16 protein-coding genes are annotated in these 23,311 nt (G+C 36.9%); all 16 read left to right on the top strand.

Annotation, left to right across the window (positions count from 1 at the left end):
- Positions 1 to 67: 67 nt before the first annotated feature.
- The 16 genes from SLW70_RS08300 (at position 68) to SLW70_RS08375 (ending at position 23,310) form a co-directional block, all read left to right on the top strand.
- Positions 68 to 1,210, top strand: coding sequence for a CoA transferase (locus SLW70_RS08300; RefSeq protein WP_320891643.1), 1,143 nt, complete (start codon positions 68 to 70; stop codon positions 1,208 to 1,210).
- Positions 1,211 to 1,221: 11 nt separating this feature from the next.
- Positions 1,222 to 2,364: a CaiB/BaiF CoA-transferase family protein gene (locus SLW70_RS08305; RefSeq protein WP_320891644.1), complete on the top strand. Its 1,143-nt coding sequence runs from the start codon at positions 1,222 to 1,224 to the stop codon at positions 2,362 to 2,364.
- On the top strand, positions 2,364 to 3,596 hold the full coding sequence (locus tag SLW70_RS08310; RefSeq protein ID WP_320891645.1) for a sugar ABC transporter substrate-binding protein: 1,233 nt from the start codon (positions 2,364 to 2,366) through the stop codon (positions 3,594 to 3,596). Before SLW70_RS08305 ends, SLW70_RS08310 begins: the two co-directional genes overlap by 1 nt.
- A 448-nt stretch (positions 3,597 to 4,044) precedes the next feature.
- Complete coding sequence (locus SLW70_RS08315) at positions 4,045 to 5,115, top strand: Gfo/Idh/MocA family oxidoreductase (RefSeq protein WP_320891646.1); 1,071 nt, start codon at positions 4,045 to 4,047, stop codon at positions 5,113 to 5,115.
- Positions 5,116 to 5,125: 10 nt separating this feature from the next.
- Complete coding sequence (locus tag SLW70_RS08320; protein WP_320891647.1) at positions 5,126 to 5,569, top strand: MaoC family dehydratase; 444 nt, start codon at positions 5,126 to 5,128, stop codon at positions 5,567 to 5,569.
- 3 nt (positions 5,570 to 5,572) lie between these two features.
- Positions 5,573 to 7,138 (top strand): alpha-L-fucosidase, encoded by a 1,566-nt coding sequence (locus SLW70_RS08325; protein ID WP_320891648.1) that lies wholly within the window; start codon positions 5,573 to 5,575, stop codon positions 7,136 to 7,138.
- A 365-nt stretch (positions 7,139 to 7,503) separates the two neighbouring features.
- The gene (locus SLW70_RS08330) at positions 7,504 to 9,087 is read left to right on the top strand and encodes a sulfatase (protein ID WP_320891649.1); all 1,584 of its coding nucleotides are present in this window, start codon (positions 7,504 to 7,506) and stop codon (positions 9,085 to 9,087) included.
- A 247-nt stretch (positions 9,088 to 9,334) separates the two neighbouring features.
- Positions 9,335 to 10,516 carry a beta-agarase gene (locus tag SLW70_RS08335; protein ID WP_320891650.1) on the top strand — a complete coding sequence of 394 codons (1,182 nt, stop codon included), beginning with the start codon at positions 9,335 to 9,337 and terminating at the stop codon, positions 10,514 to 10,516.
- A gap of 392 nt (positions 10,517 to 10,908) precedes the next feature.
- The gene (locus tag SLW70_RS08340; protein ID WP_320891651.1) at positions 10,909 to 13,461 is read left to right on the top strand and encodes a glycoside hydrolase family 2 protein; all 2,553 of its coding nucleotides are present in this window, start codon (positions 10,909 to 10,911) and stop codon (positions 13,459 to 13,461) included.
- Positions 13,462 to 13,506: 45 nt separating this feature from the next.
- Positions 13,507 to 14,664: an ABC transporter substrate-binding protein gene (locus SLW70_RS08345; protein ID WP_320891652.1), complete on the top strand. Its 1,158-nt coding sequence runs from the start codon at positions 13,507 to 13,509 to the stop codon at positions 14,662 to 14,664.
- 164 nt (positions 14,665 to 14,828) lie between these two features.
- Positions 14,829 to 15,611, top strand: a complete 783-nt coding sequence (locus SLW70_RS08350; protein ID WP_320891653.1) for an enoyl-CoA hydratase/isomerase family protein — start codon at positions 14,829 to 14,831, stop codon at positions 15,609 to 15,611.
- 24 nt (positions 15,612 to 15,635) lie between these two features.
- The gene (locus tag SLW70_RS08355; RefSeq protein ID WP_320891654.1) at positions 15,636 to 17,087 is read left to right on the top strand and encodes an aldehyde dehydrogenase family protein; all 1,452 of its coding nucleotides are present in this window, start codon (positions 15,636 to 15,638) and stop codon (positions 17,085 to 17,087) included.
- Between the two features lie 17 nt (positions 17,088 to 17,104).
- Complete coding sequence (locus tag SLW70_RS08360) at positions 17,105 to 18,130, top strand: L-rhamnose/proton symporter RhaT (RefSeq protein ID WP_320891655.1); 1,026 nt, start codon at positions 17,105 to 17,107, stop codon at positions 18,128 to 18,130.
- A 549-nt stretch (positions 18,131 to 18,679) separates the two neighbouring features.
- Positions 18,680 to 20,242, top strand: coding sequence for an alpha-L-fucosidase (locus SLW70_RS08365; RefSeq protein WP_320891656.1), 1,563 nt, complete (start codon positions 18,680 to 18,682; stop codon positions 20,240 to 20,242).
- Between the two features lie 26 nt (positions 20,243 to 20,268).
- Positions 20,269 to 21,921 carry a sulfatase-like hydrolase/transferase gene (locus SLW70_RS08370; RefSeq protein WP_320891657.1) on the top strand — a complete coding sequence of 551 codons (1,653 nt, stop codon included), beginning with the start codon at positions 20,269 to 20,271 and terminating at the stop codon, positions 21,919 to 21,921.
- 9 nt (positions 21,922 to 21,930) lie between these two features.
- Positions 21,931 to 23,310, top strand: a complete 1,380-nt coding sequence (locus SLW70_RS08375) for a glycoside hydrolase family 28 protein (protein WP_320891658.1) — start codon at positions 21,931 to 21,933, stop codon at positions 23,308 to 23,310.
- The last annotated feature ends 1 nt before the right edge of the window (position 23,311 follow it).

Consider the following 23,311-nt stretch of genomic DNA (forward strand, 5'->3'; position numbering starts at 1 on the left):
TTTTACATTGGCTAAAAAAAACAACAACTTTAAACTTTTAAACAAAAAAACTTTAAACTAAAAAGTAATGAAACCATTAGAAGGAATTGTAGTTCTTGAATTTGCCCAATTTATGGCAGGTCCCTCAGCGGGTTTGCGATTGGCTGATTTAGGAGCAAGAGTAATCAAGATAGAAAGACCCACACACGGGGAGGCGGGAAGACAAATTGCACTTAAAAACTTGTTTTTGGATGGCAGTAGTTTGGTTTTTCATACCGTAAACAGAAATAAAGAATCCTATGCAGCCGATTTAAAAAATCCAGAAGATTTAGAATGTGTCAAAAAACTCATCGCTCAAGCGGATGTGATGACGCATAATTTTCGCCCGGGAGTGATGGAGAAAATAGGTTTGGATTACGAAAAAGTAAAAGCGATTAATCCTAAAATGGTGTATGCTACCGTTACGGGATATGGCACGACAGGACCTTGGGTTAAAAAACCAGGTCAGGATTTATTAGTACAATCCATGTCGGGTTTTGTGAATTTAACAGGGAATAAAAACGATGATCCAGTGCCTGTGGGAGCAGCGGTTTCGGATATTATTACGGGTTGTCATTTGGCACAAGGAATTCTTTCCAGTTTATTCAAAAGAACTAAAACAGGATTAGGCGCTTGGGTTGAAGTGAGTTTATTAGAATCAACTTTGGATTTCCAATTTGAAGCCTTAACTACTTATTTGAATGATGGTCACCAAAAGCCATCAAGAGCCGAAAAAGGTTCGGCGCAACCGTATTTGGGTGCGCCATACGGAGTGTACAAAACTAAAGATGGATATCTCTCACTAGCTATGGGTTCACTACTGCGTTTGGGTGAAGTTTTGGGTTGTGAGGCTATTCAAAATTATACCGATACCAACTCTTGGTTTACAAAAAGAGACGAAATTATGACCCTTTTAGGTGATTTCTTAATTCATAAAAACACCCAAGATTGGTTGGCTGTTTTAGAGCCTGCTGGCATTTGGTGTTCGGATGTGTTTGATTACCAAACTTTATTGAATCACGAGGCCTACAAAGTTTTGGCAATGGATCAAAAATTACCATTACTATCCGGTGAAGAGGTGCATACCTTACGTTGTCCGATTCGTGTGAATGACGAACGAATTTTTGCAAAAAAACCAGCACCCCGAGTAGGACAACATACAAACGATATTAGAAAAGAATTTAATTTGTAACCCAAGCCAAAATGAAACCATTACAAGATATATTAATCGTTGATTTGAGTCAGTTTTTATCGGCTCCTTCCGCTACTTTGCGTTTAGCTGATTTAGGAGCGCGTGTCATCAAAGTAGAAAAACCAGAAACGGGTGATATTTGCCGTCAATTATATGTTTCCAATGTCATATTAAATGGCGAATCTTCTGTTTTTAGAGCGATTAATCGAAATAAAGAAAGTTTTCAAGCCGATTTAAAAAAGGAAGCCGACAAACAACAAGTACTAAAATTGATTGCCAAAGCAGATGTGTTAGTTCATAATTTTCGCCCCGGTGTTATTGACCGTTTGGGCTTGGATTACGAAACTGTAAAAAAAATTAATCCTTCCATTGTTTACGGAAACATTTCAGGTTATGGTACCGAAGGTCCTTGGAAGGCAAAACCCGGACAGGATTTATTAGCACAATCCTTATCAGGTTTGACTTGGCTAAACGGAAAAGCCACCGATGGTCCTGTTCCTGTAGGAGTAGCTATTGTTGATATTTTATCAGGAGCTCATTTGGCTCAAGGAATTTTGGCTGCTTTAATCAAAAGAGCCAAAACAGGGGAAGGAAGTAAAATCTCGGTCTCTATGTTGGAATCTATTTTAGATTTTCAATTTGAATCGATTACTACTTTTTATCACGATGGAGGCCAACCTACAGTGCGTCCTGAGAGTAATAGTGCACATGCGTATTTAGGTGCGCCTTACGGAATTTATCAAACACAATCAGGCTATATGTCACTAGCCATGGGAGCAATTCCAGTTATTGGCGAATTAATAGACTGTGAAGCTTTATTAAATTATCCCGAAAGAGCGAGTTGGTTTACGGAACGTGACGAAATCAAAAAGATTTTAGCTCAACATTTACTAACCCATACAACGGAGCATTGGTTGAGTTTGTTAGAACCCGCCGATATTTGGTGTGCGCAAGTGATGAGTTGGGACGAACTTTTTGCTCATGATGGATTCAAAATTTTAGAAATGATTCAAAAAGTGCGCATGGGAGATGGTTTTGAATACGAAACCACCCGTTGCCCGATTAAAATTGACGGACAATATTTTACTTCCCCCTTAGGCTCACCCGTATTAGGCGAGCATAATGAATCCATAAGCAATGAATTTAAGATATAATGAAAAAGCCAAAGTTTAAAATAGCGGTACGTAAATTTGATGCTTTCGAATCATCAATAGCTAGAATTTGGGATTCTTTTTGTCAAAAAACAAACTGTGATTTTGAGTTGGAGGCTGTCGCATTCGACCTTCATCCTTTATACGATACTATTTTAAAAAATAAGGGTTTGGCTAATGGCGATTGGGATGTTTCCTTAATCAATACCGATTGGATTACCGAGGCCTATGCCGCCCAAGCCATCGAAGATTTAACTCCCTATATTGCTAAAAAAGCACCAGAAAATTTCCCAGAAGGTTGGTCAGAATCCTTGTTGTACAAACAACGTTTTGACGGTGGGACTTATGGATTGCCTTTTCATGATGGACCTGAATGTTTGATTTATCGAAAAGACCTATTTGAATCCATAGACGAAGGTGTCGCTTTTTACAGAGATTATGGGAAACCGTTGCAAGTACCCCAAACATGGGATGATTTGATGGAAGTGGCCGATTTTTTCAACAGACCAGAGGAAAATTTGTACGGGACTACTTTTGCAGCTTTTCCTGATGGTCACAATACGGTTTTTGATTTTTGTTTGCAATTGTGGACCCGTGGAGGTGATTTATTTGATGCAAATAAAAAAATAAAAATCAATACAGCGGTTGCGATTGAAGGAATGGAGTTTTATCGTAAGGCGTTACAAAATACGAATGCAATTCATCCTGATTCTAGAAACTTTGATTCGGTTAAGTCTGGTATGGCTTTCGCCAATGGGAATCTAGCGATGATGGTGAATTGGTTTGGATTTGCCTCATTCAGCGAAGTCTATGCAGATTCGAAAGTAAAAGGAAAAGTGGATGTGACTAATGTGCCAGCCGGACCTAATGGCGAAGGTGTTTCGTTGAATGCTTATTGGATGTACGTAATAGGAAAAGGCAGTAAAAACAAACAGTTAGCCTATGATTTTATCCAGTTTGCGGTCAATGCTCAAAATGATAAATTATTGACTTTAGAAGGCGGTATTGGTTGCCGAAAATCCACTTGGCATGACCCTGAAGTCAATACAGTAGTTCCATATTATTACAAATTAGAAGAATTGCATCAAAACACCCGTTCGTTACCACGTAAGAGCAATTGGTCAACCATTGCTGATGTAATTGATCAAGTCGTTCTCGATGTGATTAATAGTGAAAAGGATATCGAAACCATTCTCAACCAAGCACAACTAAAAATTGACCAAATAGAAAATTAGATTTTTAAGAGTAAATAAGGTGAAGGATTTAAAGTCGCCATTATTAAAAGAGTTTTTGCCACAGGTTTTAAGAAAGTGGGGTGCTTTACTTCGTTCGTTCGATTTCGCTCAGGTGACAAAGCGTTCCTACCTTTAATATAGATTAAAATCTAAACTATTATCTGCGAAAATCTGCCAAATCTGCGTAAATCTGCGTGTAATGTTTTTTCACGCAAATTTGGCAGATTATCAAAAGAGTAAGCTAGAATTAGAATGATAAAAAAGATTTTCAGGTCAATTAAAGAATTAATCTAAGCTAATCTGTGAAATCCGTGGCAAAAGAATTCATTTAGACACGACATTCAATTATAGCTATTATTTAGTACGAATTACGGATATGTGGTAGCTAATAAATCATATGTAACATACAAAATACAGCAATTTATAGAAATTAGCAAAAAGAATTAAAATGGATATTAACTACAAACCCGAATTGCCTTTAGAGAATCGCCCTATTTACATCATTGGTGCGGGAGGCATTGTGCGTGATGCTCATTTGCCTGCCTATAAAAGTGTAGGATTTACAATAGCTGGAATTACCAATAGAACACGTCCAAGGGCTGAAGAATTAGCGACTCAGTTTGGTATTCCGATGGTTTACGAAACAGTAGCTGAAATGGTTCAAGATGCTCCAGAAAATGCTGTTTTTGATTTAACATTAATGCCGAATCAATTTGTGCAAACCTTAGAACAATTACCTGATGGGGCGGCAGTTTTGATTCAGAAACCAATGGGAGATGATTTTAAGCAAACTCTCGAAATTCTGAACGTTTGTAGAAGAAAAAAATTAAAAGCAGCCATCAACTGTCAGATGCGTTTTGCACCTTATGTGATGGCAGCAAAATATTTAATAGAACAAGGATTAATAGGCGAATTGTATGATTTTGAAGTAAGACTTACGACTTATACACCTTGGGAATATTTTCCCAATGTGGTCCATCATCCAAGATTAGAAATCCAGCAACACAGCATTCATTATATTGATTTGATCCGCTCGTTTTTAGGAAATCCAAAAGGGGTATATTCCAAAACCCTTCGCAATCCTGCCAAACCGATGTCTTCGACCCGAACCACAACTATTATGGATTATCAAGATTCGATTCGCGCTATTATCAATACCAATCATGATCATAATTTTGGTGAAAAAAATCAAGAAAGTTTTGTGAAATGGGAAGGAACAAAGGGAGCTATCAAAGCACGAATTGGTTTATTACTAGATTACCCAAATGGAAAACCTGATTTGTTTCAATATTGTATTCTCAAAGAAGGTGAAGAACCAAAATGGGTTGAAGTTCCTCTTGAAGGCTCGTGGTTTCCAGATGCTTTTGTGGGAACGATGGCTTCGTTGATGCGCTTTGTAGAAGGTTCCACAACCGAATTACCAACGAGTGTAGAAGATGTGGTGCATTCGATGGCGATTGTCGAAGCGGCTTATGAATCGAATGACAAAGGTGGGGTAAGTCCCAATTATAATATCTAAAATAAAAAACATGCATATTGTATCACGATTTTATGAAGACTACGAATTAGGTAGTACACGAGAAACTTTAGGGAGAACGATAACCGAAACCGATTTTGTTGTCCACGCAGGACATACAGGCGATTTTTTTCCGCATCATATGGATGCCGAATGGTGTAAAACACAGCCTTTCAAACAACGTATTGCGCATGGTACCTTGACTTTTGCAGTAGGAATTGGCATGACTGCCACCGAAATTAATCCAGAGGCTTTTTCAAAAGGCTATGACCGTTTGCGTTTTGTAAAACCGGTTTTCATTGGAGATACCATTCGAGTGGTGGTGACCATTAGTGAAAAGAAAGAATCCAACAAGCCAGACCTTGGACATATCACAGAACATGTAGAAATATTCAATCAAAACGACCAGTTGGTTTTGGTTTGTGACCATATTTTATTAGCAAAATATAAATCATAACAGATGAAAAATACCCTTTTAGGATTAGCCAGTTTAGCGTTAATCTCCTGTAACGCACAGCAACAAACAACAAAAAAGAAAGTTGCGACAAAGAAAATTGAATACAAAGCCGATTGGGAGTCGTTAAAACAACACCAAACTCCAGAATGGTTTTTGGATGCTAAATTTGGTATCTATTGCCATTGGGGACCTTATTCGGTACCTGAGTATAAAAACGAATGGTATTCTCATTGGATGTATGTACACAAAGACAATCCTGAAGCCAGAAACGGAAAAGACAGTGAGTACTATACGCATCACGTGAAAACCTATGGCCCACTAGATAAATTCGGCTACAAAGATTTTATTCCAATGTTCAAAGCCGAAAAATTTAATGCAGCAGAATGGGCTGATTTATTTGAAAAATCGGGAGCTAAATTTGCTGGTCCCGTTTCGGAACATGCCGATGGTTTTGCGATGTGGGATAGTGATTTGACCAAATGGGATGCCAAAGATATGGGGCCTAAACGCGATGTTATGGGCGAATTATCCAAAGAAATTCGTAAACGAAACATGAAGTTTATCGCTACTTTCCACCGCCAATGGTTGTATGCTTGGTTTCCTACTTGGGATGAAACAACGGATGCCTCAGATCCAAAATATGCTGGTTTGTATGGTCCAAAAGTGAAAAAAGGAGATTTCCTTTTCCCAGATAACCCAAACAGAAAAAAACTAGGAGCGGCATCTTATTATCCTTATCCTGACGAACAATTTAACAAAGAATGGTTGGATCGTTTGAAGGAAATTATCAATAAATACAACCCTGACATGGTATGGTTTGATAATAAAATGGATATTATCGGTGAAAAATACCGCAAAGAATTTTTGCAATATTACTACAACCATGGTCAAAAAAGAAACCAAGAAGTCGTTTCGACTTATAAGTTTAATGATTTTGTTAAAGGGACTGCCGTTTTGGATTTAGAGCGTTCTCGTATGAAAGAGAAACAGCCTTTTCCTTGGTTAACAGATGATTCAATCGACTGGAAATCATGGTCGCATATTGCCGATCCGAATTATAAATCCACCAATCGTTTGATTGATTTCTTAGTCGATGTTGTCAGCAAAAATGGAGGCGTATTATTAAATATAACACCTAAGGCTAATGGTGAAATTCCTGAGCCAGTAAAAGAACGTTTATTGCAAATGGGCGATTGGCTTCGTACCAATGGGGAGGCTATTTACGGAACACGTACTTTTGATATTTATGGAGAAGGCGATTTTGAAGTAAAAGAAGGGCATTTAAGTGAAGACAAAAATGCAGACAATACAGCCAAAGACATTCGCTTTACAACCAAAGGGGATATTGTTTATGCTACGGTCTTAGACTGGCCAGCTGGAGACAAGCTTGTTATTCATTCATTTAAGAAAGAGGGGCCTTATTTGAAAAACGGAATTCAATCCATTGAATTTTTGGCCAATAAAAAAATGATGAAGTATCGTATGGAAAATGATGGCTTGCATATTCAGTTACCAAAAGAAAAAGTAGGGGACTATGCATTTGTATTTAAAATCACTCCGAAAAAATAAATTTAACATAACCCGTTGGGTGTAATTAGTTTTTGATGATGTTTTTTCGTCAGTTCGAGTAAATTTTCAGAAAATGCGAATAGCTTTTTCAGAAAATTTGTATCGAGAACAAGAAAAATAGCAGCAAAAACGGTTCTCGATACATTTTTTGTTCCGTTTCTCTCCACAAAAAACACTCGAACTGACGTTTTTAATAATTACACCCAATGCGTTTCAACATATAAGTCATATCAGTTAATTGAGTAATAAAAAAAGCCACGAATTCACTAATTACAATAAAAATTAGTGAATTCGTGGCTAAAACAACTTAGTATCAATTGATTGTTGGTGTGCCTTTTTGATTTAAAGGTTTTAAAAGATAAAAAATGAAAAATTTGTATGTAAAAATCCCGTTGACTTTGCTGTTGTTTTGCCAAGTTCTATTGGGACAATCTTCAAAAAACAAACCGAATATTATTTACATCATGTCTGACGATCATACTTCCCAAGCTATTGGAGTGTATGGAGGACGATTGGCTCGCTTGAATCCTACGCCAAATATTGATGCCTTGGCTAATGAGGGGCTTTTGTTTAAAAATGCTTTTACAACCAATTCCATTTGTACGCCTAGCCGCGCTAGTATTATTACTGGACAATATTCGCAAACCAATGGGGTATTGGATTTGGATGGCGAATTAGATCCAGCCAAAGAATACCTGCCGATGGAGATGAAAAAGTTAGGCTATGTTACAGCTATGATTGGGAAATGGCATCTCAAAAATGAGCCCTCAGCTTTCGATTTTTACAAAGTATTAGATGGTCAAGGAAAATATTTTAATCCTTCCTTTCTTGAAAAAGGAAAAGGAACTTGGCCTAAAAACGAAGTGAAATCAGTAGGGCATTCTTCGGATGTGATTACAGATATCACTTTAGATTACTTGAAAAATAGAGACAAATCCAAGCCCTTTTTTATCATGCATCACTACAAAGCACCGCATGATATGTTTGAATTTGCCCCGCGCTACAAAGACTATTTAGCCGATGTCGAAATTCCAGAACCGGCTAGTTTGTATTACCAACCTAATTTTGGTTCCGCCGCTACCATGGGCGAAAACGGCAAAATGAGAGCGGTAGTAGGTTCGTCCGTTTCTGATAAACATTTGAGAAGAAACTATGTCAATATGTTGCTAAACGATACAGTTTCAGGGACTATTGGAACCCATCTGGCCTATCAAGAATACCTCAAAAGATATTTGCGTTGTGTCAAAGGTGTTGATGATAATTTAGGTCGCCTTTTTGATTATTTGAAAAAAGAAGGACTTTGGGAAAACACCGTGATTGTTTACACGGCCGATCAAGGAATGATGTTGGGCGAACACGATATGATTGATAAGCGTTGGATGTATGAAGAGTCGATGCGTATGCCGTTTATCGTGCATTATCCTAAAATGATAAAATCAGCTAGAACAACTGATTTATTGATTAACAATACTGATTTTGCTCCAACTTTAATCGAATTGGCCAAAGGTAAAAAACCAGATTATATGCAGGGTATGAGTTTCATCAATACCTTACAAGGCAAAGAAGAGAAAAACTGGAGAACGGCTACCTATTACCGCTATTGGATGCATAACATTCATCATTGGGTACCTGCGCATTTTGGGGTGCGAACTAATCAGTACAAATTGATTTTCTATTATTCTAAACATTATTTACCAGAAGCCGAATGGGACAAATTTTATTGGTCGAAAGAAATGAAAAGCATTGGATGGAACACATCAGTGGCTTGGGAATTTTATGATTTAAAAAATGACCCTGAGGAACTAAACAATCAATATAAAAATCCAAAATTCAAAACGATTATAGCCTCCTTAAAAGAAGAAATCTTACGTCAACGAAATCAATGGAATGAAACGGATAAAAAATATCCTGAAATTCAAAAAGTGATTGATAAGCATTGGAATGATTAAGGAATAATCAGAAGAACACTAGTAATTGAAAAAGATATTTTAGCTCAAAAAGAATTTGTTATTGGCTAAAAGCTTTTTGAATTATAAGAATATCACTGTCTATTTGATTTTGAACTGCTTTTAATTAAAAAAAGCATTAAATAAAGGGGGAAATACGGAAATGTTGAGTTATTGTCTAGTTGATTTGGAATTGAATTATACCGCTTAGCTTTATTTTTGTTACAAATTAATTATTCCAAAAAAAACAATGAATTATTGTAAACTATCACAAACCATTTTGCTGGGGCTTTTTTTTCTTTCATCAAATGCACAGCAACAGGCTAAAAGCCTAAATCTGGAAAGTAAGAGTAATGAAGATATTCGAACACTTGCTTTACCGAGCTATTTGCAAAAAGAAGGAGATTGGGAATTTCAAGCTAATGTCTCTGATGATTTTAATTATAAGTATTCTGAAACGAATGCTAAGACCAATTTTGGAAAAAATAAATGGGTTAATTTCTACTATAGCAATTGGGATGGACCCGGAACAACTTATTGGAAATACAATCATGTGGCAGTGGATGGAAACGATTTGATTATTAAATCTTCCCGAAGAAATAAGGCAACCGAATTTAATCCGATTTTTTCAAAAGCGGACAAAATGAACAAACCTGACGGAGGTATCAATGCAGGTTGTATTAGTTCCATAGACAAAGTGTCGTTTCCAGTTTTTATAGAATCTAAGGTAAGTGTGGCTAATATTGCTTTGGCTTCGGATGTGTGGTTGTTAAGCCCTGATGCAACCCAAGAAATTGATATTATTGAATGTTATGGAGGTAAAGGTTCCGGAAATGCTTTTTTTGCCAAATCCATTCATCTAAGTCATCATTCATTTATTAGAAAACCATTTACTGATTACCAGCCTAGAGATAAAGGCGCATGGTATGAAAGAAAGGGCGTTGAAGCTTGGGGCGACTATTGTTGGAACAACGGGGATAGAGAATATGTAAGAGTGGGTGTTTATTGGAAAAGTGCATTTCATTTTGAATATTATATTGATGGGGAGCTAGTACGAGTATTATACGATAAAAGTTTAGCCACCAAACGCAACGGGAAATGGGAGTACGGTTATCCTACAATGACGGATGGTAAATTAGATGTTGAAGCTGGAAAACAAAAGATTATCAATTTTAGTACAACTGAAAACTATTCTTTTGAAGAACTCCAAAAAGCGAATGCTGTTTCGAAAGTGAGTATTATAGATCCTAATCACTATCAAAACGGAAATGGTTATACCAAAGAGTTAAACATTATCATCAATATGGAGTCTCAAGATTGGCATGTTGCGGCTGGTAGAACTCCATCAGATGCGGATTTGGCTGATGATACTAAAAACACGGTGAAAGTAGATTGGATTCGCGTATTCAAACCTAAAAGTTCCGATAAATAGAATAGGTAGGGAATAGGTACTTTCTAATTATTTTAAATTTTCAATGGCGATGATGATTTTTATTAGAATCAAGCCATAATTTGTAATCAGTACATTTTTTAGGATTCTTATAAAGCTATACATTGAAAAAAGAGAGTAGCTAAATAAGTACTGATTCAATTACTTCTTTGACGCACTGTTTAATATTCTTTTGGTCTTTTCTATTCTAAAATAGGATAGAAAAGACTAAAAAGTTATAAATTACTAGGTCTTTTTTAAGACACACTTAAGGTTTAATCACCTACAATCTTTTTTATTTCATTGTATTTTAATCGTACGATAAGGAAATAAAAAAATTTTGGCTTATTTTTAATTATGAATGTTATATTTATATATAAATTAAATAGAGAATTATGAAAATCAAATTATCGAAAACAATTGTTTTCCTACTGTTATTTTGTATGGGTACGGCACTTATGCAAGCGCAACCCAACACAACCTTATCGCTAGAGGATTCAAGTCAGCAAATACTGGATTTGAGCGGGAAGAGATGGCGATTCAAAATGATGGCGCCAGGCGAGGGTGTGAAAAAAGGACTTCACAAACTACCATCCGAAGACATTGAAACGCTGGTTTGGAACAACGCCAAAGTTCCAGGCGATGTTTATACTGATTTATGGAAAGCAGGGGTAATTGACGACCCTCATTTTGGAAGAAACAGTGTAAAAGCGCAATGGGTACAACAATACGAATGGTGGTATGCCTTACAATTTAGTGTAACCGAAGGTGTAGAAAACCAAATGGTGGACCTCGTTTTTGAAGGGGTTGACTATAGTTGTGAAGTTTGGCTTAACGGCCATTATTTAGGCAAGCACGCAGGAGTGTTTTCACCTTTTTCATTTAATGTTAATGAGTATTTAAGAATTCATAAATGGGATTTCTTGAAAGGACGAAATATGTTGGTGGTCAAATTAGATACACCGCCACAAGTCAATGCTTTTGTAGCAGGTAAAAAAACACCTTGGTTTGGTGATTATTGGAGAGATATTACCCCAATAGGTATTGTTGGACCAGTAAAACTAATACGTACAGGTAAGGCTCGTTTTAAAGATGTGTACGCTAATAATACGATTAATAAAGATGGTTCAGCAGATGTTAATTTAGAAATCACAGTTGAAAACACAAATAAAGAACCAAAAGAATACACCTTTGAAACGGCGCTTAATGGTAAAAACTTTAAGATGAAGGAGGAGAGAATGGTATTTAAAAAGACCATTCAGCCAGGGACTCATAAAGTAATTCATAAAATTCATTTAAAAGAAGCAAAACTCTGGTGGCCTTGGGATTTAGGGGACCAAAATTTATATATCGCAAAAATTGCTATTAAAGATGGAAAACTAAATCAAGATGTAAACGAAACTACTTTTGGTATTCGTGAAGTTACGTCAAAATGGAATCCTGGTTTTGTAAAAGATGTGGATGTTACCTTCCCACGTTCGACTTATATCAATGGTAAATTTCATTTCATCCGTTCGGCTTGTTGGGGTGGACCACCAAATATTTTTGTAGGTCGTACAGAAATTAGCGATTACAAAGAATTGATTCGTTTAGCCAAAGAAATGAATATGAATAATATTCGAATTTTTGGATGGCATCCTCCTGAAATTCCTGAGTTTTATCAATATTGTGACGAGATGGGAATGACGGTTTGGCAAGACATTATTCCGCTTGGAACAGGAAATATTCCTTATGATGAGGAAAATTTATCCCAAATTTTCAATGAGGGGGTAAAAGTGGTTGTGGCTCGTAGAAACCATCCTTCATTAATCATGATGGAAGGTGGAGAAGAAATGATGTTTCGTACCCGTGACCCTAAAATGGGTAGAAAATTTTTGGAGCGCTTAGGTGATTCTTTACAAGCACATGTAAAATTGCCTTATGTTCCAGATTCACCAATGACCGACCACGTAGGACAACAAGCTGGCTTTAAACCAAAAGAAGCCGTGCATGCCTTGCGTTATTTTTACGAAATGGGGCGTTGGTTACACGAAGATTGGTACCAAACGAATGCCAATGGTTTCCCAATTGTACCAGAATTTGCGATTACTTCTGTGCCTTCAGTAGAGAGTTTGAAAAAGTTCATTCCTGAAAACGAAATGTGGCCTCCTGGATTAAGTTGGGGACACCACTGGGCTGATTTAACGCATTTGCGCATGCAAAACTGGGATGTTTTTGGCAGTGAAATGAAAAGCTCATTAGAGGAATTTGTCAATGCTACACAAGATGCACAGGGAATCATTTTCCAAAACGGGATTGAACATTTCCGTCGTGACAAACCGAGTTTGAGTGGAATTGCATTGTGTCACTACATCACTTATGGACCCGATATGAAATGGGCGATTGTGGATAATTACAGAAAGCCTAAAAACTCTTATTATTTTGTTCAAAAAGCGTATCAGCCGTTGTTAGTGAATTTTGAATTCAAAAAACGCCGTTGGGATACTAATGAGCCATTTGTGGGGAACATATGGATTATCAATGATTTTTACAAAGAGTACAAGGATTGTAAAGTGAAATTCGAAATGAAAGATGACTCAGGAGCAGTTATTTCTAGCAAAAATTTTGAGGTTTCAAAAATTGATCAAAACAGTGCCAAATCGTTCTTCCCTATAAACGAAAAAGTACTGAAAACAGTAAAATCAAAATTCTATGTTAATCTGGAATTGACTGATAAATCTGGGAAAGTGATCTCTAAAAACGATTATTTCTTCTTGATAGGGGACCAAAAAGAAGCTACTAAATATTTTAACGAGTGGAAAAAAATCCGTTTGAAAGAAGAAAATGAAAATGGCGGTTATGGTTCTTATTACCATTATTTCAAAGAATTTACAGGAGAAGATGGTATGAGATATGAAAGCCAAAATCAAAATCCTAGAGCGACAGGATTTGAACCAAACAAAAAATAATTTAAGTCAAAATACAATTGATAATTTAAAAAAAAACGACTAAAAATGTCACAAGAAAAGATACAATTAAAAGGAATTACTTGGGACCACAGTAGAGGGTTCACATCAGCAGTTGCTACGGCACAACGTTTTCATGAATTATATCCTAATGTAGAAATTACATGGGAAAAAAGATCTTTGCAAGCCTTTGCTGATGAGCCTATCAACAAATTAGCAGAGCGTTATGATTTACTCATTATTGACCATCCTTGGGCAGGTTTTGCGGCAAGAACCAAAGTGATTATTCCGTTAAACGAGTATTTACCAAAGGAATTTTTAGAGGATCAAGCCGCTAATTCGGTAGGAAAATCTCATGAGAGCTATTGTTTTGATGGATACCAAAGCGCGTTGGCTATCGATGCAGCCACTCCAGTAGCAGCTAGTCGCCCCGATTTATTAGAAAAATTAGGAAAAAAAGCTCCTGAAACTTGGGAAGATGTTATGGATTTAGCCAAGGAAGGTTTGGTTGCCATTCCGGGAATTCCGCAAGATACGTTGATGAGTTTTTATATGATTTGCTGTACTCTAGGGGAAGATGTAGCCTTAACAAAAGACTATTTTGTTTCTGAAACGATTGGTTTGAAAGCATTAGAAATTTTAAAGGAATTAGGGAAATATATCGATCCAGCTTGTTACGACATGAACCCAATAAAGGTATATGAAGCCATGACGCTTACGGATAAATATGCCTATTCTCCTTTTGCTTATGGCTATACAAACTATTCGAGACAAGGATATGCGAAGCATTTTTTAAAATTTCATGACGTTGTTAGTCTCGAAGGGAACAAACTAATTACGACTTTGGGAGGAACAGGTTTGGCTATTTCTGCCAATTCAAATCATAGAGAAATTACGTTAGCTTATGCGCAGTATGTGGCCTCTCCAGAAACTCAAAAAGGGGTGTTTTTTGATAATGGCGGACAGCCAGGGCATAGAGGTGCTTGGTTAGACGAAAGAACCAATGCGGTTACGTCGAACTATTTTATAGATACTTTACCTACACTAGACCGCGCTTTTTTAAGACCGCGTTACCATGGACATATGTATTTTCAAGATCATGCAGGTGCCCCAATTAGGGAGTATATGATGAAGGGAGGAGATACTAAAAAAGTATTAGACGGCTTAAATCAATTGTATATTGAATCATTAAAAAAAACAATGTAAGCTAGGTCAGGTCGGCTACTAGCGATTGTTCAAACCTATGGCAGGACGACTTTTAAAGTGTTTCAATAAAGCACTTTTTGAGTACCTGCCATTTGATGTATTCCAATAAAGGGGAATAAACAAGATGAGTCGATAATGAATGAGCACAATAAAACCAAATAATTATGAGTGATTTATCCACCTATTTAGTAGTACGAAAAGAAGCTGCTATAGCCACAATTAGTTTGAATAGGCCTAAGGCGAATAGTTATTATCTCGATTTTTTACAATTAATAAGTCAAGCGATTCGTGAGGCGAGTGCTGATAATGCGATTAAAGTTATTTTAATCAACAGTACTTCAGAAAAATTTTTCTGTGCGGGTGCCGATATTAAAATATTTAGTACCAATACCACAGCGGAAAATGCTGAAATGGTCAAAGCCGCTCGTGCAGTTTCTGAAGCGATTGTTTCCAGTTCCAAAATAGTGATTGCAGCCATTAGCGGTCATGTTTTAGGAGGAGGATTGGAAATGGCCATGGCTTGTGATATTCGCTTAGCTGCAAAAGGAGATTATTTGATTGGTTTGCCTGAGGTAAAACTGGGTTTGATGCCTGGAAATGGAGGAACGCCCCGAATGATTGATTTAATTGGGGCGAGTAGAGCTATGGAACTTTTAGTAACGGGTAATTCAATTGCACCTGATTTAGCCTATCAGTATGGATTATTCAATCAGCTTTTTGAAGCCCATGAATTTGACGCTAAGGTTCAAGACTATGTAACTGAATTAGCGCAAGGAGCTGGAGAAGCCATGACAGCTATAAAAAAATATGTACAACTGCATAAGGGAATGAGCTTACAAGAATCATTAGATTTTGAAACCCAATCGGTGGAGTCTTTGTATGATACCCATGATGCAAAAGAAGGGTTTGAAGCTTTTGTAGAAAAGCGAAAACCTAAATTTAAGTAACGAAACAACCAAAGATCAATTATTATGAATCAAGAAATCAAACATTACCGATGTTATATTAACGGTGAATGGTTAGATTCTACTACCAGAGATCGTATCAAAGTGGAATACCCTGCAACCAATGAAGTTTTTGCTACAGTCACCGCTTGTACCAAAGAGGATGTGCAATATGCCTTAGAAACATCTGAAAAAGCACAATTTAGTTGGGGCTTACTAGCGGCTCAAACTCGGGCTAATTATATTTATGCTATCTGTGATCGTTTAAAGCTAGAACGAGAACATTTTGCCCAATTGCTAGTAATGGAGCAAGGAAAAACCTATGCCGAAGCCTTAGGGGAAGTTGACGATACCATTCGCTATATGACGTATTCTGCTGAAGCAGGGCGTCGTATTCAAGGGGCTATTTTTCCGACTGAAAATCCTAATGAACGTTTAGAAATTCACAAAGTTCCTTATGGTGTCACGGTTGCCTTATGTGCATTTAACTATCCGTTGGCCTTAATTGGACGAAAATTAGGCCCAGCTTTGGTTACTGGAAATACGATTATTATAAAACCTCATGAGTTAACACCTGTCACCGCTTCAGAATTTTGCCGTTTGGTGGAAGATGCAGGTTTGCCAAAGGGTGTTGTAAATATGGTCTCTACCCAAAATGCCGCAGCGGCTTCTTTATTAGTCGAAAGTCCCATTACGAAGTTAATCAGTTTGACAGGAAGTACAAATGCTGGTCGAGCCATGTATCGTGCTGCAGCTAATAATATCACGGGTTTAATCTTGGAATTGGGCGGTAAAGCGCCATTTATTGTACTAGAAGATGCGGACATTGACAAAGCGGTCGAAGCGGCTGTAATTTCGCGTTTTGCTAACTGTGGACAGGTTTGTATTTGTAACGAAATGGTCATGGTAGCGGATAAAATTGCCGATGAGTTTACCGATAAATTAATCCAGCGTGTTGCACAAATTAAGGTGGGAGATCCATTTGCTTCAGGCATCAATATGGGGCCAAATGTGAGTACTTCTGGTTTAGAGCGCGTAAATCAATTGGTGAAAGACAATATCGCAGAAGGAGCTGAATTAGTTATGGGTGGTGGACGTCCTGAAGGAGCTGCTTTTGAAAAAGGAAATTGGTATGCGCCTACTGTTTTGACCCAAGTTAAAAATGGAGATGCAACGACTAAACATGAATTGTTTGCTCCTGTTTTACCGATTATGAAAGTTTCTGGATTTGAGGAAGCAATGGCATATTCTAATGCTAGAGAAGAAGGTTTGTCGGCTTATTTGTTCACCAACGATTATAAAATTCACCAAAAAGCAATTGACCAACTACAGGTTGGAACCATTTTTATCAACAAACAGATTGTTGGCTATATTCAGGGATACCACTCAGGACATAAAACATCAGGTTTGGGAGGAGAAGACGGTATATACGGTATTGAACATTATTTGCAAAAAAGAACCATTTACTTGGAATATTAATCACTAATTAAAGCATTATGATAATAGGATTTTTATGGGTACTGTTTGCAGCTATCCTGTTGGGTTTTTACGCCTTTCCGTCTAAGTATGTCAAAGGGTATGATGTCGAAAATACTTGGGGTGTTTTTTGGTTGTTAGCCATGTTTATAGTTCCCGTTTTGGCTTCAATTCTGTTAGTTAATGGCTTGATGGATACCTATGCACAAGTGCCTACTTCTATTTTCATAAGTATCTTTTTCCTAAGTTTATTGTGGGGTATTGGAAACCTTTTATGGGGAATTAGTATTTCGAAAATTGGAATGGCTTTAGGTTTTTCGTTATTGATTGGTGTGGGAACTTTAGTCGGTTCTGTTTTGCCTTTTTTTATGGGAAATATAGAGCAGTTAGCTACGCCAGGTGGAATGATTATTGTTTTTGGGATTTTGATTATCATGGTTGGAATTATTCTAAACGGTAAAGCAGGTTTGTTGCGTGAGGCCAATGAATCTTCGGATGCTGGGACTTCCAATAAAAACATGAAAGTGGGTATTATTATGTGTGTTGTTGGCGGAATTTGCGCAGCAGGATTTAATCTGTCTTATCATGTGGCTGATAGTATAGGACATATAGGCGACATATCCCAAAATCAATACGCAAACTCGCCTTGGATTGCCCGCTTGGCTGTTATGTTGCCTTCTTTTATAGGAAGTGGAGTGATAACGGTTTTCTATTTTGCGTATCAGTTAAGCAAAGGAAAAACATGGGTAAAATTTGCCGTTCCATCAAGTCCTAAGAACATTGTATTAATTGGGCTAATGGCTATCGTCTATGTGACTTCATTAATCATTTATGGTTTAGGAGCATACAGTTTAGGCGCATTAGGAACCTCAGTGGGTTTTGCAGTTTTTCAAACAGGTTGTATTATGGTGGCCAATATATTAGGGTTGTTCTCAGGGGAATGGTCTCAAGCGGGTGATAAAAGTAAGCGATTTTTGTATTCAGGATTGTCAGTAATGAGCCTTGGAATTCTCGTGATTGCTTTTGGGAATTATATGATGAGTTGATCGATTAGGAATAATATTCGTTGTTTAAAAACGGTTTATCATTAGCAAATGTGACTGAATAGCTATTTAAAACAAGGATAAGATTTCTTGTCAATTGAATTTAAATAGGGATTTCAGTAGCGTTCGAAGCCTGCATTTTAAGAGAAAGCTTTGGAGCACGAATTATTTATTGGAAAAAAAATTAGGAGCGCCCTAATAAACCGAATGTTTTATAATACATAACAAATGGTTTATTGGGGCTTTTTTAGTGTTGTAGATTTTCGAGGGGCAACAGATTGCTTTAGTTTTACAATAAAAAATAATTGAATTGTAAAAAAGATAAAATGGATGGATTGAAATTGTTTTCTAAAACGGTTTTAATCGTACTACTTTTTTTGTTTGCGATTCTTTTAGTCAACAAATAAAAAGGTATCTAAAATGCAATTAAAATAGATTGTTGTAACAAGGGTACTTTAAAGTTTGACACAATAAAACAATTCAAGATTTAATCAAAAAAGCGGTGAGGCATTTTTAAAATTTCGTACCTCATTGGATTAAAAAAAAATCAAAATGAAAAAAGTAAAATTCAGTCTGTTAAGCCTTTTTGTTGCAGTAGCTCTACATGCTCAAAAGGAAACTTCGCAAAAAAAAGGAAAATACAAGGAAAGTTGGGAATCAGTATCTACTGTAAATCAAGTTCCGGAATGGTTTCAAGATGCAAAACTTGGAATTTATGCGCATTGGGGGCCAGTATCCGCTGCTTTTGAAGGAACCGAACCAAACCAGTTTTATAGTGGTTGGCACGGGATGCAAATGTACACTGATGGTAAAATAGTACCTACTAAAAATGGCAAACCATCCAATAACTACCTCCATCACCAAAAAAAGTATGGAGATCCTAAAGAATTTGGTTATAAATACATCATCGAACAATTTAAACCTTCTGGTTTTGATGCCAAAAAATGGGCGGATTTATTCCAAAAATCGGGTGCTAAATTTGCTGGACCTGTGGCCATGCATCATGATAATTTTGCGATGTGGAATAGTAAAGCCACGCGTTGGAATTCAATGAACTATGGAGGAATTGACCCTTCGGCGGCTTTGAAAAAAGAAATTGAAGCCCGAGGAATGAAGTTTATGGCTTCCTTTCATCATGCTTTTACTTGGAAATATTTTGCTCCAGCCCATGCGCATGGCAATATAGACCCTAAGGATTATGATTTGTACACTTCCCCACATTCGTTAGAATCTGATACGCCTGATGAGCGTTTTTATAAAGAATGGTGGGCTAAATTAAAGGAATATATCGATGTGTATCAACCCGATTTGATTTGGTTTGACTGGTGGTTAGAAAATATGACCGAAGAATGCAGATTGAAATTTTTGGCTTACTATTATAACAAAGGTTTGGAATGGAATAAAGAAGTAGGAGTGGCTTACAAAGAAAGTACTTTTACGCTGGATACCGCTATTAAAGATTATGAACGCGGCAGACCCAATCAGCCTAAAAATCCAACTTGGTTAACTGATACTTCGCCAGGGGCTTGGTTTTATAGACCACACGCAAAATTCAAATCAGCTAACGAGTTGGTGGATATTTTGGTCGATATTGTTTCTAAAAACGGCGTGATGTTGTTAAACGTACCCCCTGATCCTGATGGTACCATTCCTGTGGTGATGGAAAATTTATTGGTAGATATGGGAAAATGGTTAGCGGTCAATGGAGAGGCAATTTATGGTACCAGACCTTGGACTATTTTTGGTGAAGGCCCTAATCGATTACCAGAGGGCGGACATAAGGTAGAAGAAAGCCATACCATTGTGTATTCTAATAAGGATATTCGATTCACAAAAAAATCAGATAAAGAATTTTATGCCATTGTATTAGACAAACCCGAGGATAAAATAGTAATCAAATCCTTAAGTACGCAAATAGGAGTTTTGAATTCGAAAATCAATAAAATTGAATTGTTAGGGAGTGATGAAAAAATCGAATGGGAACGCAATGCCGAAGGCTTGATTATTAAAGCACCCAAATCCTATCCTTCGGACTACGCACATTCTTTCAAAATTTTGATGGAAGGATACAAAGAAAATAATATTGGAGGAGCTGTAGAAGCTCATAAAGATTAATTTTAAAGAATAAAAACTTTTGATAAATGGAAAAAAAAATAATCATTCTTATTCTCCTTTTTCTAAATAGTCTAACGATTACGGCTCAAGTTCGTCCTAATATTATCTTTGTCTTGACCGATGATCAATCTTATGAATTATTAGGTTGTACAGGGAATACGATTGTACAAACTCCAGCAATTGATAAAATGGCGGGCGAAGGCATTTTGTTTACCAATGCTCATATCACTAGTGCGATTTGTACTCCTAGTCGTGTTTCTATTTTATTAGGACAATACGAACGCAAACATGGAGTGAATTTTAATTCGGGAACCAGTATCTCTGACAAAGCTTGGGAACAATCTTATCCTATGGTGATGCGTGCCAATGGCTATTATACGGGATGGATTGGCAAAAATCATGCACCCATTGGTAAAGGAGGTTATGACAGTGGACTGATGGAAAAAAGTTTCGATTATTGGTATGCAGGTCACGGCCATTTGAGTTTTTATCCTAATGACAGACATTCTATTTTTAATGATGCTATAGCTTTTACCCAACCCGAAATTATCAACGAAGGAGTTAATGATTTTTTAGACCCTAACGAAAGAAAACTTAAAGGAGCTATTAAATTTCTTGAAACAAGACCTTCGGACAAACCTTTTATGTTGTCTATCAACTTCAATTTGCCCCATGGAGCGAGTACAGAGACGATGAAAATGAAAGCCGAGGACGATGAAATTTATAAAACCCTGTATCGTGATAAGGATATTCCATTGCCACCAAATTATATTGCCAAAGCGGATATCAAAACACCAAAATTACCAGCAGATTTATTACATGCCGAAGACCGTCAAGTGGGCTATAATTATGTAGATACGCCAGCGGGAATCAAAGAACGATTGATTCGGGAAATGGAAGCCATGACAGGAATTGACAGAATGATAGGCAATCTTAGAAAAAAATTAAAAAATCTTAAAATAGACAAAAATACCGTGATTATTTTTACCTCAGATCATGGTTTATTTGGTGGAGAATATGGTTTGGGCGGGAAAGCGCTTTGTTACGAAAAAACAACCCATGTTCCCTTTATTGTCTATGACCCAAGAGCTCCCAAAAAAGCCAAAGGAATTACTAGCGATGCCTTGGTACAAACTTTGGATATTGCCCCAACAATGTTAGCAATGGCAGGAATTCCTGCTCCTAAAACCTTTCAGGGAAAAGACATTTCAAACCTAATTAAAGGGGATAAAGAAGAAGTGCGCAACTACGTTTATACGGAGAATTTATGGTCAACTCATTTTGGGAATCCTCGCTGTGAAGCCGTTCAGAATAAGGAATGGAAATACATTCGCTATTATAAAAATAATAATTTTTCGGCTACTAAAGAAATTAAGTATGCCAAAGAAATAGGTATCAGTCAAAGCGAAATGCTATACAATATGCACGACCCTGAAATTGCTGTTTACCGTGATTATATTGATTCACCATTAAATGGGGAAAAACCCGTTTACGAAGAACTGTATCATCTAAAACAAGACCCACAAGAATTACATAATTTAGTCAATGATAATAAATATGCTGCTGTTTTAGAAACCTTAAAAAAGCAATGGAAAATAGAAATTAAGAACGCTAGAGGAGAAGGCAAAGCCGAAGTACTCCGTTATACCAATGATTTATATCCTAAATCAGGACATTAAGATTAATCAATGAAAAAGATACTATTCTTATTATTGCTGCTGTTTACGGTTGTTATCCAAGCCAAGGACTATAATGTCTTAGACTTTGGAGCAAAAGGGGATGGATTGACCAAAGATACCCAGGCCGTTCAAAAAGCAATAGACTTGTGTTCCAAAGAAGGCGGCGGGAAAGTTATCATTCCATCGGGTAAAAAAGTGCTTATAGGAACCATTTACTTGAAAGATTTTGTAACGCTCTATCTCGAAAACGGTTCAGTTTTATTAGGGAGTCCTGATTATTCGGATTATGCAACGGATACGCATAAAAACACCTATAAGAACGAACCTCATATGGATCGTTGCTTGATTTTTGCGAATGAGGCCAAATCTTTTTCAATTGAAGGAAAAGGCACAATTGATGCCAATGGTCATCCGAAGAATTTTACCAAAGAAAAAGGCGGTCGCCCGATGATGCTTCGTTTTCTCAATTGTAATGACATTCATTTAAGTGATGTTACGCTAATTAATCCTGCAGCTTGGACATCGGCTTGGTTGTATTGCAACGAAATTGTAGTGGACGGAATCAAAATCATCAGTAGAGTCAATCACAATGGTGATGGACTGGATTTTGATGGGTGTACCAATGTGAGAGTCTCTAATTCCTCATTTGACACCAGTGACGATTCCATTTGTTTACAAACTTCCAGACCTGATAAACCTTGTAAAGATATAGTGATTACCAATTGTGTGTTTACGAGTAAATGGGCGGCCATGCGTTTTGGTTTGGCTTCCAGAGGCGATTTTGAGTCGGTTACAGTGAATAATTGTACCTTTCATGATATATCAGATTCAGGTTTAAAAATCCAAATGAACGAAGGAGGCGAAATGAAAAACATGATTTTTTCGAATATTGTAATGAAAAACGTGCCACGCCCTATTTTTATGACTTTTTGCCAGCAAAGAGCAGGGGTAGATGCACCCAAAGAAATGGCACCAATGAATGCCATGCACGGATTTATTTTCGAAAATATAATAGTTGACAATAGAGCGTTGGACAAAAATTCGGTCATTTTTATAACAGGAATGCCAAATCATTATATTGCCGATATTCAGTTGAAAAACATACAAATGACTGTTTCAGGTGGTGGAACAAAGGAAGAAGCTTTGAATAAAAACATAAAAGAATTTACGCTAGAAACCTTGGGCGATTGGTGGCCAGAATTCAGTAAAGTAGGCACTTTACCCGCTTCAGGGATTTTTGCCCGCCATGTTGATGGTTTGTCTATTGATAATTTCCATATCAATATTGTGAACAAGGACGAACGTAAGCCTGTTGTTTTTGATGATGTGTTGAATGGTTCAACGGATACCATTTTTGTAAATAGAAAAAAAGTAAAACATAATAATTGAG

It is taken from the genome of Flavobacterium sp. NG2, assembly GCF_034119845.1.
Classification (GTDB): Bacteria; Bacteroidota; Bacteroidia; order Flavobacteriales; family Flavobacteriaceae; genus Flavobacterium.

Coding starts and splice junctions, on each gene's coding strand:
- SLW70_RS08370 (WP_320891657.1), top strand. CDS start 20,269: ATGGAAAAAAAAATAATCATTCTTATTCTCCTTTTTCTAAATAGTCTA.
- SLW70_RS08355 (WP_320891654.1), top strand. CDS start 15,636: ATGAATCAAGAAATCAAACATTACCGATGTTATATTAACGGTGAATGG.
- SLW70_RS08310 (WP_320891645.1), top strand. CDS start 2,364: ATGAAAAAGCCAAAGTTTAAAATAGCGGTACGTAAATTTGATGCTTTC.
- SLW70_RS08340 (WP_320891651.1), top strand. CDS start 10,909: ATGAAAATCAAATTATCGAAAACAATTGTTTTCCTACTGTTATTTTGT.
- SLW70_RS08375 (WP_320891658.1), top strand. CDS start 21,931: ATGAAAAAGATACTATTCTTATTATTGCTGCTGTTTACGGTTGTTATC.
- SLW70_RS08335 (WP_320891650.1), top strand. CDS start 9,335: ATGAATTATTGTAAACTATCACAAACCATTTTGCTGGGGCTTTTTTTT.
- SLW70_RS08350 (WP_320891653.1), top strand. CDS start 14,829: ATGAGTGATTTATCCACCTATTTAGTAGTACGAAAAGAAGCTGCTATA.
- SLW70_RS08360 (WP_320891655.1), top strand. CDS start 17,105: ATGATAATAGGATTTTTATGGGTACTGTTTGCAGCTATCCTGTTGGGT.
- SLW70_RS08325 (WP_320891648.1), top strand. CDS start 5,573: ATGAAAAATACCCTTTTAGGATTAGCCAGTTTAGCGTTAATCTCCTGT.
- SLW70_RS08300 (WP_320891643.1), top strand. CDS start 68: ATGAAACCATTAGAAGGAATTGTAGTTCTTGAATTTGCCCAATTTATG.
- SLW70_RS08305 (WP_320891644.1), top strand. CDS start 1,222: ATGAAACCATTACAAGATATATTAATCGTTGATTTGAGTCAGTTTTTA.
- SLW70_RS08320 (WP_320891647.1), top strand. CDS start 5,126: ATGCATATTGTATCACGATTTTATGAAGACTACGAATTAGGTAGTACA.
- SLW70_RS08315 (WP_320891646.1), top strand. CDS start 4,045: ATGGATATTAACTACAAACCCGAATTGCCTTTAGAGAATCGCCCTATT.
- SLW70_RS08365 (WP_320891656.1), top strand. CDS start 18,680: ATGAAAAAAGTAAAATTCAGTCTGTTAAGCCTTTTTGTTGCAGTAGCT.
- SLW70_RS08345 (WP_320891652.1), top strand. CDS start 13,507: ATGTCACAAGAAAAGATACAATTAAAAGGAATTACTTGGGACCACAGT.
- SLW70_RS08330 (WP_320891649.1), top strand. CDS start 7,504: ATGAAAAATTTGTATGTAAAAATCCCGTTGACTTTGCTGTTGTTTTGC.